The organism is Streptomyces sp. NPDC111802, from assembly GCF_055634335.1.
Window position 1 is genome coordinate 181,277 of the sequence record NZ_JBVKCZ010000001.1, and the last position, 11,372, is coordinate 192,648.

The following is an 11,372-nucleotide window of genomic DNA, read 5'->3' on the forward strand; positions in this document are numbered from 1 at the left end:
CGGCATGACAGAGACGGCGAGCGGTCCGGCACGGAGTTCCCGCGCCAAGGGCACCAAGGCGACCAAGGGCCTGCGTGTCGAGCGCATCCACACCACCCCCGGCGTGCACCCGTACGACGAGGTGGCCTGGGAGCGCCGTGACGTCGTCATGACCAACTGGCGCGACGGCTCGGTCAACTTCGAGCAGCGCGGCGTCGAGTTCCCCGACTTCTGGTCGGTGAACGCGGTCAACATCGTCACCAGCAAGTACTTCCGGGGCGCAGTCGGCACCCCGCAGCGCGAGGTGAGCCTGAAGCAGCTCATCGACCGCATCGTGAAGACGTATCGGAAGGCCGGCGAGGACTACAAGTACTTCGCATCGCCCGCCGACGCCGAGATCTTCGAGCACGAGCTGGCGTACGCCCTCCTGCACCAGATCTTCAGCTTCAACAGCCCCGTCTGGTTCAACGTCGGCACCAAGCAGCCCCAGCAGGTCTCCGCCTGCTTCATCCTGGCCGTCGACGACTCCATGGAGTCGATCCTCGACTGGTACAAGGAAGAGGGCATGATCTTCAAGGGCGGCTCCGGCGCCGGCCTGAACCTCTCCCGGATCCGCTCCTCCAAGGAGCTGCTGTCCTCCGGCGGTAACGCCTCCGGTCCGGTCTCCTTCATGCGCGGCGCCGACGCCTCCGCAGGAACGATCAAGTCGGGCGGCGCCACCCGCCGCGCCGCCAAGATGGTCATCCTCGACGTCGACCACCCCGACATCGAGGACTTCATCGAGACCAAGGTCAAGGAAGAGGAGAAGATCCGCGCCCTGCGTGACGCGGGCTTCGACATGGACCTGGGCGGCGACGACATCACGTCCGTCCAGTACCAGAACGCCAACAACTCCGTCCGCGTGAACGACGAGTTCATGAAGGCGGTCGAGGAGGGCGGCAAGTTCGGCCTCCGCGCGCGGATGACCGGCGAGGTCATCGAAGAGGTCGACGCCAAGGCCCTGTTCCGCAAGATGGCCGAGGCCGCCTGGGCCTGCGCCGACCCGGGCATCCAGTACGACGACACCATCAACCACTGGCACACCTGCCCGGAGTCCGGCCGTATCAACGGCTCGAACCCCTGCAGCGAGTACATGCACCTGGACAACACGTCCTGCAACCTCGCCTCGCTGAACCTGATGAAGTTCCTGAAGGACGACGGCAAGGGCAAGCAGTCCTTCGACGTCGAGCGCTTCGCGAAGGTCGTCGAGCTCGTCATCACCGCGATGGACATCTCCATCTGCTTCGCGGACTTCCCGACGCAGAAGATCGGTGAGAACACGCGCGCGTTCCGCCAGCTCGGCATCGGCTACGCCAACCTCGGCGCCCTGCTGATGGCGACGGGCCACGCGTACGACTCGGACGGCGGTCGCGCCCTCGCCGGCGCCATCACCTCCCTGATGACCGGCACGTCGTACAAGCGTTCCGCCGAACTCGCCGCGGTCGTCGGCGCGTACGACGGCTACGCCCGCAACGCCCAGCCGCACCTGCGCGTCATGAAGCAGCACGCCGACGCCAACGGCGTTGCCGTCCGCATGGACGACCTGGACACGCCGATCTGGGCCGCCGCCACGGAGGCCTGGCAGGACGTACTGCGTCTCGGTGAGAAGAACGGTTTCCGTAACTCCCAGGCGTCCGTCATCGCCCCGACCGGCACCATCGGTCTCGCGATGTCCTGCGACACCACCGGCCTTGAGCCCGACCTCGCACTGGTGAAGTTCAAGAAGCTGGTCGGCGGTGGCTCGATGCAGATCGTCAACGGCACCGTTCCGCAGGCCCTGCGCCGCCTGGGCTACCAGGAGGAGCAGATCGAGGCGATCGTCGCCCACATCGCCGACCACGGCAATGTCGTCGACGCTCCCGGCCTCAAGCACGAGCACTACGAGGTGTTCGACTGCGCCATGGGCGAGCGCTCCATCTCCGCGATGGGCCACGTCCGCATGATGGCGGCGATCCAGCCGTGGATCTCCGGCGCGCTGTCCAAGACGGTCAACATGCCGGAGTCGGCGACCGTCGAGGAGGTCGAGGAGATCTACTTCGAGGCCTGGAAGCTGGGCGTCAAGGCGCTCGCCATCTACCGCGACAACTGCAAGGTCGGCCAGCCCCTCTCCGCCAAGACCAAGGAGAAGGAGAAGACCGAGATCACGGAGAAGGCCGAGGCCACCATCCGTGACACGGTCGAGAAGGTCGTCGAGTACCGCCCGGTCCGCAAGCGCCTCCCGAAGGGCCGTCCCGGCATCACGACGTCCTTCACCGTCGGCGGGGCCGAGGGCTACATGACCGCCAACTCCTACCCGGACGACGGTCTCGGCGAGGTCTTCCTGAAGATGTCCAAGCAGGGCTCGACGCTCGCGGGCATGATGGACGCGTTCTCGATCGCGGTCTCCGTCGGCCTCCAGTACGGCGTGCCGCTGGAGACGTACGTCTCGAAGTTCACGAACATGCGCTTCGAGCCGGCCGGTATGACGGACGACCCGGACGTGCGGATGGCGCAGTCGATCGTCGACTACATCTTCCGCCGCCTGGCGCTGGACTTCCTGCCCTTCGAGACGCGCTCCGCGCTCGGCATCCACTCCGCCGAGGAGCGTCAGCGCCACCTGGAGACGGGCTCCTACGAGCCCAACGAGGACGACGTCGACGTCGAGGGCCTGGCCCAGTCGGCGCCGCGTGCCCAGGAGCTGAAGGCCGTCGCCACTCCGAAGGCCGAAGCCGTGTCGGCCAAGCCCGCTCCGCAGCAGGCCCACACCAGCGCCGAACTGGTGGAGATGCAGCTGGGCATCCAGGCCGACGCCCCGCTGTGCTTCTCCTGCGGCACGAAGATGCAGCGGGCAGGCTCCTGCTACATCTGCGAGGGCTGCGGTTCGACCAGCGGTTGCAGCTGACGCTGCGCAGGACCTGACCGTTGGGTAGCCCCTGGAGGGCTCTGACGGCAGGCTCCACAAAGATGAGGGGCGCCGACCACATGTCGGCGCCCCTCATCGCTGTACGCCCCCGCACGCGCGTGGGACGTCCCCACGCGCGCGTGCGACTCTCAGGGCCGGCGTGCCCGGCCCATGGCCGCCGTGAATGTCGCCGGATCGTCCTCGAAACCGTGGATTCCGGAACGGAACTCCCACGTGCTCGAACCCTCATGTACGAACTCCGCGACCGTGGCCGCCGTCGACCCGAGGACACCGCCGAAGTCGTCCTCGGCCAGGACGGTGTAGCCCTCGCGGATGCGCAGGGCCGGCTTGATCACGCTGACGAATGTGCGCTGCGCGGGGCGCTGCTGGATCACGACTCCGACAAGCACGCGCGCGTACCGGTCGTCGAGCCGGTCGAGCTCCACGGTCAGCACCTCGTCCCAGCCGAAGCCCTTGCCGTCCTTGCTGTCCCGGTTGAGGTAGATGGTGCCGTCGGGAGAGCGGCTGTCGAAGTGCACCACGTAGGCGGGATCCCCGTAGGGATCGCTGGCCAGGTAGGTCGCGGCGACTATGTCCAAATCGGTGGGCGGCTGTCCGGCCGGACTCGGATCCCACTTGACTGAGATCTCGACTTTGCGGATTCCCTTGTTGATGGCGTTCATCAGGCTTCCCCTTCCCCGTAACAAGTCTGCCCTCAGGCCGAACTGCCCAGCGGACAAGGCCGATTGTCCATCCTGCCACGCGCGCGGGATCGTGCGCCGGGGAGCACTCCGGTCGAGCGTGACCGACGCCACGCTCCGTGGCCTTACCATGGCGCGGTGCTGGTCAAGTGGATTCGCTGCACCGTGGTGGACCGCCGCGGCTTCGAGCGGGGGCAGCGAAAATGGGCGGGGCTTCTGGGGGAGCCGGGATTTCGGGGGCAGGGGGGTGGCTGGAGCCGGGGGCGGCAGGGGGTGGCCCACATCTTCTCGTTCTGGGAGAGCCGTTCCTTCTACGACTCCTTCATGGCGCGCTCCCACGACAGACTGGCGGCCGCCCAGTCGGGCACCTACAAGGACATGCAGGTCAAGCTCTTCGACTACCGCTTCGACGTGAAGACCGGCTTCGAGCCTCGCTTCACCGAAGCGGACCTCGTCCGGGTGGCCCACTGTCGTGTCCATGAGGAACGGGCCGAGCACTTCACGCTCATGCAGGAGAAGGTCTGGAACCCCGCGATGGCCGGTTCTCCCGGTATGGTCCGCGGACTGTTCGGCGAGGCACCGGGTCATGAGTTCCTGGTGCTGTCGATGTGGCAGTCGGCCGCGGAACACGGCAAGTACCGCACCGAGCGGGTGGAGCGGCTGGCGCTGCGAGCCCAGACGGAGGCGGACGTCGCGGCCCTTACGGGTGCCATCGTAGAGCTCGAAGCCACCTGGACGGTTTGATTTCCGGACCCGTTACGCGTGCGGCTCAATGTGGCTGACGGTGCAGGAAATGTGTGACCTACGCCGTATGGAGCCCGTCTGAGTGCTCGATAGGCCGTCGGCCGATCTAGGGTTTTGGCATGGCACGACCACGGCGCATCGTCCTTGTCCGGCACGGGGAGTCAACGGGCAATGTTGATGACACCGTTTACGAGCGTGAGCCCGACCACGCCCTCGCCCTGACCGAGCGGGGCTGGCGGCAGGCAGAGGAGACCGGCAAAGGGCTACGGGAAGTGTTCGGCCGCGAGCGCGTCAGCGTGTACGTCTCGCCCTACCGCCGTACGCACGAGACACTGCGTGCCTTCCACCTGGACCCCGAGCTCATACGGGTGCGTGAGGAGCCCCGTCTGCGGGAGCAGGACTGGGGGAACTGGCAGGACCGCGGCGACGTACGCCTGCAGAAGTCTTACCGGGACGCCTACGGCCACTTCTTCTACCGCTTCGCCCAGGGCGAATCCGGCGCCGACGTGTACGACCGGGTCGGGGGCTTCCTGGAGAGCCTGTTCCGTAGTTTCGAGGCGCCCGACCACCCGCCGAACGTACTGCTGGTGACCCACGGTCTGGCGATGCGGCTGTTCTGTATGCGCTGGTTCCACTGGACCGTCGCCGAATTCGAGTCGCTGTCGAACCCGGGGAACGCCGAGATGCGGATGCTCGTTCTCGGAGACGACGGCAAGTACGCGCTTGACCGGCCGTTCGAGCGCTGGCGAGAGCCGGAACCGTACGGGATCACCGGATAGAGTGGCAGAGCGATGACCGCTGACTCCTCACCCGAAGGGCGCTTGGACCGCGCCCTGGCCAGCCTGCGCGGACTCGCCGTGGGGGATGCGCTCGGCTCTCAGTTCTTCGTGCCGGTGAACTACCCGCTGCTCAAGCGCCGTGAACTGCCGTCCGGCCCGTGGCAGTGGACGGACGACACCGAGATGGCCGGCTCCGTGGTCGCGGTCCTGGCCGCCCACCACCGCATCGACCAGGACGCTCTGGCCCGCTCCTTCGCTGAGCACCACGACTTTGACCGCGGCTACGGCCCCGCGGTCAACCGGCTACTGCGCCTGATCCGGGAGGGCGGGGACTGGCGCGAGCTGTCGGCCGCGCTCTTCAAGGGACAAGGGTCCTGGGGCAACGGCGCCGCGATGCGGATCGCACCCCTCGGCGCCTGGTACGCGGACGATCCAGAGCAGGCGACCCACCAGGCCGAGATCTCGGCCTACCCCACGCATCAGCACCGCGAGGCCGTGGTCGGCGCCATGGCTGTCGCCGCGGCTGCCGCGCTGGCCGCCGCCCCCGGAGGCCCGCCCAGCCCCGAGGCCCTTCTCGACGACGTCGTCGCGCTGATCCCGAAGAGCGCGGTCGGAGCGGGCCTGCGCCGCGCCCGGGACATGCTGGACTACGGCGACGCGGCCACCGTCGCGGCCGTGCTGGGCTGCGGACGGCGCACGACGGCCCATGACACGGTGCCCTTCGCGCTCTGGTCGGCCGCACGGGCGCTGGGCGACTACGAGCAGGCCTTCTGGACGACCGCACAGGTCGGCGGCGACGTCGACACCACGTGCGCCATCGTGGGCGGCGTGATCGGCTCGGGGAAGGCCGGGGCGGTGCCGACCGAGTGGGTGGAGCGGACCGAGGCGCTGCCGGGGTGGGTGCCGACGTCGGCGTAGCGGGGTTCCGCTGCCCTGTCGGGGTCACTTCTCACCAGTTGCCTCTGCCGGGGCCGGCAGCCTTGCCCGGTTTCCTCTGCCGGGCCAGGATCCTCGATAACTTTCCGTGCATCCCGGGAACTCTGCGTGACCACCGGTGCGTTGTCGTGGCAGTTGGTGTGCGATCGCCGGGCCGCATGCACAGGTGACACACGAGGGGCGTAGGAGAGGGGGGTGGTGGAGCCATGGGGTATGTGTCGATGCAGGGCGTGCTGCTGATCGTGGCGACCGCCGCGTGGGGTGGACTTCTGCTCGCCCGCGCCATCGGGGTTGGCCCGCCAGCGGTCGCCGTGAGGGTGGTGCGGATGGCCGGCTCGTCGTCCTCGCCGTCGGTCCCCCGGGCTCGGTCCGGCCATCCGCGGCCCTTCGCGGGCCCGGCCAGGTCAGCCGGCCATCGGACCGGCCGTCCCGGCGAGAGCATCCAAGTCGCTCTTGCGGACCCGGATCACCAACCATGCGGTGACCAGCGCGAGTGCGGCCATCGCGGCTGCCGCCACGAACCCCGTCGAGATGCCCTGGGTGAGCACTTCGTGTCCCCATCGGCCGGGAAGCTGGTGCGTCTGGGCGAACTCCACCTTCTGCTCGGCCGACCCCTCCGTCATGAACTTCGGCAGCTGCTTCTCCGCCTCGTCCTTGCTGGCCGAGCCGAACACCGTCGTCAGGATGGACAGGCCGAGCGAGCCGCCCACCTGCTGCGTGGCGTTGAGAAGCCCGGACGCGGCACCGGCCTCGTGCTGGGCGACCCCGGAGACCGCGGTGATTGTCAGCGTCACGAAGTTCAGACCCATGCCGAAGCCGAACACCAGCATCGGGCCGAGGACTCCGCCGACGTACGAGCTGTCGGCGCTGATGAGGGTCTGCCAGGCCAGCCCGATCGCCGCCAGGGCCGAGCCCACGAGCATGAACGGCTTGGGCCCGAGCACCGGCAGGAAGCGCTGCGACAGGCCCGCGCCGAGCGCGATCACGACCGTCACGGGCAGGAAGGCGAGACCGGCCTCGATCGGGCTGTACTGCAGCACGTTCTGCACGAAGAGAACGATGTAGAAGAACATGCCGAACATCGCCGCGGCGAGACTGAGCATGATCACATACGTGCCAGAGCGGTTGCGGTCGGCGAACATCCTGAGCGGGGTGATCGGCTCCTTGGCCCGCGACTCGATGAACGCGAAGGCCAGCAGAAGGACCACCGCGGCGCCGAAGGACCCGATGGTGAGGTTGTCCCGCCAGCCCTCGTCCGCCGCGCGGATGAAGCCGTAGACCAGGGACGCCATGCCGGCCGTCGAGGTCAGTGCGCCTGCTATGTCGAAACGGCCGCTGTGCCGTTGGGACTCGCTGATGTACAGCGGCGTGAGAAGGGCTATGACGATGCCTATGGGCACGTTGACGAAGAGCACCCATCGCCAGTCGAGCCACTCGGTGAGCATGCCGCCCGCGAGCAGGCCGATGGCGCCACCGCCCGCGGAGACCGCTGCGAAGACGCCGAACGCGCGGTTGCGTTCGGGGCCTTCGGGAAATGTGGTGGTGATGAGTGCCAGCGAGGTGGGCGAGGCGATGGCGCCACCCATGCCCTGGAGCACGCGCGCGGTCAGCAACTGCCAGGGTTCCTGGGCGAGTCCGCCGAGCAGCGAGGCGAGCGTGAACAGCAGGATGCCGGTCATGAAGACCCGGCGGCGTCCCAGGATGTCACCGGCGCGGCCGCCCAGGAGCAGCAGACCGCCGAAGGTGAGTGTGTAGGAGCTGACGACCCAGGTGAGGTCGGTCGTGCTGAACTTGAGCGCGTCTTGAATGTGCGGGAGCGCGATGTTCACAATCGTCGCGTCGAGTACCACCATGAGTTGGCAGGCCGCGATGACTGCGAGCGCGATGCCGGGATGCCCCTCCCGGCGGGCCGCACCTGGCTTTTGATCCTTGATCAACTGAGAGGTTGTCACTATGGGTCCCCCACAAGTGCCGTAGTGAACGCTCGCGTTCACTGTCGCGTCAACCGTAGTGAGTCCCCATTAGTGAACGCAAGCGTTCACTTGCATTATTGTCGCGCGGCCTGTCCCCTGTAGTTGCCGTGCGGTGGTCCCAAGTCCCCGGAATTCCCCTTCCCTTGTTCGTTGGAGACGCTCAGATGGTTACCTCGCGCTGGACGGCCGCCCCCGCTCAGGCGGCCTCCCTCCGTCGGCGCGGCGCCGTGCTGGAACACGCGATCCTCGATGCCGCCCTGGAACAACTCAGCACCGTCGGCTGGAACGGCCTCACCATGGAAGGCGTCGCCGCCGGTGCGCAGACCGGTAAAGCCGCCGTCTATCGCCGCTGGCCGTCCAAGGAGGATCTCGTCGCCGATGCGCTGCGCGCGGGATTGCCGCGCTTCGAGTCGGCCCCCGACCTCGGAAGTGTGCGCGAGGACCTGCTCGAACTGTGTCGGCAGGCGCGTGAGGCGATGTACTCCCGCCCTGGATTCGCCCTACGGTCGGTGATTCACGAATGCGACAGTATTCAGGCTGAGCGCTTCCATGCTGTGATCTTCGACGGTGTCGTAGAGCCGACGATCAGGCTGCTCCGAGAGGTCATCACCCGTGGAATTGGACGGGGAGAGGTGCGGGGTGACGCGGCGAACGGCTATGTCTTCGACGCCATTCCGGCGATGATGATGTACCGATCAAAGATGTGCGCAAGCGAATGGAACGATCGGGATCTTGAGGAGATGATCGACCAGTTGATGCTTCCGCTGCTCCGGCCGACCGGTGGCTGACGCATCACCGCATCGCCCCGGAGGCCGCTTCGGCGAACCAGGGTGTCGGAGCGCGTTTCGGGCGGCGTAGGCTAAGGAAGCCATGCCGTACGAACCCCCTACTCACACCGTCGAGCGCTCCCTGCGAGCCACGACCGGAGCGAAGATCATTGCCGGTGTCGACGAGGTGGGGCGCGGTGCGTGGGCCGGCCCCGTCACCGTCTGCGCGGCGGTGACCGGACTACGCCGGCCTCCCGAAGGCCTCACGGACTCCAAGCTGCTCACCATCAAACGGCGCAACGAACTCGCCGAGGTGCTGCGGAAGTGGGTGACGTCGTACGCCCTCGGGCACGCTTCACCGGAGGAGATCGACGAGCGGGGGATGACCGCCGCGCTGCGGCTTGCCGCGGGGCGCGCGTTGGAAGCCCTGCCGGTCCGCCCCGACGCCGTGATCCTCGACGGGAAGCACGACTATCTCGGGACTCCCTGGAGGGTCCGTACGGTGATCAAGGGCGACCAGTCATGCGTGGCGGTCGCGGCGGCCTCGGTGATCGCCAAGGTTCAGCGCGACAAAATGATGGCCGAACTGGGTATCGACCATGCAGACTTCGGTTTTGCGGACAACGCCGGGTATCCGTCGCCCGTGCACAAGGCCGCACTGGCGGAGCGGGGACCCACCCCGTACCACCGGTTGTCGTGGGCGTATCTTGATGCGCTGCCCCAGTGGCGGCACCTCAAGAAGGTCCGCACGTGGGTGGACGGAAGGGTTCCGGAGATCGAGGGACAGCTCGGCTTCGACTTCTGACCATTCCGTTCGCACTCGTGTGCCACCCGCCGACGCGAGCCGTACCAGCGTTTGATAAACATCAGCTCATGCCTCTCATTCCCGAGGAGCCTCAGATTCACGAGAGTGCCCAGGGTCCCCGCGCCACTCCGGCCACCGGCCGCACCGCGCCGACCCCTCGCCCCGTACCCGGCCCGCGCCCCGCGGCTCCGTCGCGTCCCGGCCGACCCGGGCCCGTGCGGCCCGCGCCGCCGGTGCAACGTACGCCGCGTGATGCGGCCGTGGCCAAGCCCGGACCGTCGGGCCCCCCTGCTTCCGCCGCCCCCGCTCCGGCGTCGGCGACTCCGCAGATCCAGTTGATCCCGGCCTCGCCCGAAGGCGCGCTCGACGCTGCCGAGGAAGCCGTCGACCTGCTTCTGGACTCGGGTCGTGCCCCCGGCGAGGTGCTGGTGATCACCACCGGCGAGCAGCATCCGTGGGCCACCCACGAGCTGTCCTTCGGTGAAACCTCCTACTGGGCGCAGCACGACTCGGGCGACGACGTGTTCTACGCCGACGCCTCCGTCGCGAGCCGCGCCGCCGCGCGACCCGTGGTCGTGGTGGCCGTCAACGGCGGTCCCGACACCGCTGCTGCCGGCGCCCTGCCTCTGGCTCTCGGCCTGGCCGGTGCCCTGCTGATCGTCTGCGGTGACCCGCAGCGGATCAACTCGGTGCTGGGCGCGAGCGTCTGATCCGGTTCCGGTTCGTCCGGGGGACGTTCCGCGGGGCATGCCGGGGGACAGCGGGGGATGAGACGCCGCTGAGGCGGCGGCTCCGCACGGCGAGGCCTTCGGCGTGCGCGGACGAGTTTGAGCGCACGAGTGTGAGCGCACGAGCGGGGAACGTCGTTCGGCGGCCTCGTCGGGTCGGGCCGCGGTTCCTGTGCGGCGGATGATCGTCGGGACTGCTGCGGCACCGGCCAGTCCTGGTCGTCGTAACTCGGCCGTCGTATCGCAGGCGCCGTGCGGCGCGAGTGTGGTGTCGGTCGGGGTTCTGCGGCTGTGCCGTCGGTGCGTGTCCGTGCCCTGAGCGGATGGCCGTGCTCTCAGCGAGCAGCCGCGCGCCGGAGGACCTCTGAGGCCGCGCCGCCGGTGCGGGGCAGGGGCAGGGGTGACTCGGACGTGGCGAAGGGCTCCGGCGTCGAGTCGGCGTTGGGCCGGCGGCCGCCGCGTCCCTCGCCGAGGACCTGCCAGCCGTCACTGGTCAGCGTGATGTAGGCGCCGCAGCGCAGGCCGTGCAGGGTGCAGGCGTCACGCAGGCCCCACATCCAGGCGCCGTCCTCCTCCGTCCAACGGGCGTCGCCGTCACGGCAGTAGAGCAGCACGGCGGTGCGCACCGGGGTGCGGCGCCGCAGGTCGTGCGGGATGACTCGGCGCAACTGGGCGAGCAGCGCATTGCGGAACATCCAACCGTCGGCCGGGGCCGGTCGGCGGGTGAACGAGGCACTCGCGCACAGCCGTTCGTCCGAGTCGAGCACCGCGACGATCGCGGTCGCCGGCTTGGGATGGTGCCGTGAGTGCAGTCCGCTGACGACCTCGCGGGGATTGCGCAGCAGCGGGATGCCGGCCGCTGCCCACTCCGCGGGTTCGAGCATGCGGGCCAGGGGGTTGGCGGATGCGGCGGACAGGTCGGCTGACGTCGACATGGATGCCGCGGAGGACGGAGCGAATCCGAAGGTCACGGTCCTCCCTTCGGCTACGCGCCCATACTGCGGGCGAGGTCGGATTCGGGGGCGCGCACCGCAGCAGAG

General features: G+C 68.4%; 10 protein-coding genes. 7 read left to right on the forward strand and 3 right to left on the reverse strand.

From position 1 onward, the window contains the following. Positions 1-4: 4 nt before the first annotated feature. The gene (locus tag ACZ7NC_RS00875) at positions 5-2,899 is read left to right on the forward strand and encodes a vitamin B12-dependent ribonucleotide reductase (protein WP_471483718.1); all 2,895 of its coding nucleotides are present in this window, start codon (positions 5-7) and stop codon (positions 2,897-2,899) included. Positions 2,900-3,048: 149 nt separating this feature from the next. Here the strand turns inward: ACZ7NC_RS00875 and ACZ7NC_RS00880 are convergent, their stop codons facing one another. Then, positions 3,049-3,582, reverse strand: coding sequence for a TerD family protein (locus ACZ7NC_RS00880; protein ID WP_471483719.1), 534 nt, complete (start codon positions 3,580-3,582; stop codon positions 3,049-3,051). A gap of 156 nt (positions 3,583-3,738) precedes the next feature. On the opposite strand from ACZ7NC_RS00880, the gene ACZ7NC_RS00885 reads away from it, so the two are divergent. The 3 genes from ACZ7NC_RS00885 to ACZ7NC_RS00895 all read left to right on the forward strand — a co-directional run bounded on the left by ACZ7NC_RS00885 (position 3,739) and on the right by ACZ7NC_RS00895 (position 6,041). Further along, positions 3,739-4,344 carry a YdbC family protein gene (locus ACZ7NC_RS00885; RefSeq protein ID WP_471483720.1) on the forward strand — a complete coding sequence of 202 codons (606 nt, stop codon included), beginning with the start codon at positions 3,739-3,741 and terminating at the stop codon, positions 4,342-4,344. 119 nt (positions 4,345-4,463) lie between these two features. After that, positions 4,464-5,123: a histidine phosphatase family protein gene (locus tag ACZ7NC_RS00890; RefSeq protein ID WP_471483722.1), complete on the forward strand. Its 660-nt coding sequence runs from the start codon at positions 4,464-4,466 to the stop codon at positions 5,121-5,123. Positions 5,124-5,135: 12 nt separating this feature from the next. Then, on the forward strand, positions 5,136-6,041 hold the full coding sequence (locus ACZ7NC_RS00895; RefSeq protein ID WP_471483724.1) for an ADP-ribosylglycohydrolase family protein: 906 nt from the start codon (positions 5,136-5,138) through the stop codon (positions 6,039-6,041). 422 nt (positions 6,042-6,463) lie between these two features. Here ACZ7NC_RS00895 and ACZ7NC_RS00900 read toward each other — a convergent pair whose 3' ends face one another. After that, entirely contained in the window at positions 6,464-8,011 is a 1,548-nt protein-coding gene (locus ACZ7NC_RS00900; protein WP_471483725.1) for an MFS transporter, read from the reverse strand. Positions 8,012-8,196: 185 nt separating this feature from the next. Between ACZ7NC_RS00900 and ACZ7NC_RS00905 the strand changes: the two genes are divergently transcribed. From ACZ7NC_RS00905 to ACZ7NC_RS00915, 3 genes are all read left to right on the forward strand, one after another. Further along, complete coding sequence (locus tag ACZ7NC_RS00905; RefSeq protein WP_471483726.1) at positions 8,197-8,820, forward strand: TetR/AcrR family transcriptional regulator; 624 nt, start codon at positions 8,197-8,199, stop codon at positions 8,818-8,820. An 82-nt stretch (positions 8,821-8,902) separates the two neighbouring features. Next, positions 8,903-9,604, forward strand: coding sequence for a ribonuclease HII (locus ACZ7NC_RS00910; RefSeq protein ID WP_471483728.1), 702 nt, complete (start codon positions 8,903-8,905; stop codon positions 9,602-9,604). A gap of 68 nt (positions 9,605-9,672) precedes the next feature. Then, positions 9,673-10,314, forward strand: coding sequence for a hypothetical protein (locus ACZ7NC_RS00915; protein ID WP_471483729.1), 642 nt, complete (start codon positions 9,673-9,675; stop codon positions 10,312-10,314). Positions 10,315-10,667: 353 nt separating this feature from the next. Here ACZ7NC_RS00915 and ACZ7NC_RS00920 read toward each other — a convergent pair whose 3' ends face one another. Further along, positions 10,668-11,303 (reverse strand): hypothetical protein, encoded by a 636-nt coding sequence (locus ACZ7NC_RS00920; protein ID WP_471483731.1) that lies wholly within the window; start codon positions 11,301-11,303, stop codon positions 10,668-10,670. Positions 11,304-11,372: the final 69 nt, after the last annotated feature.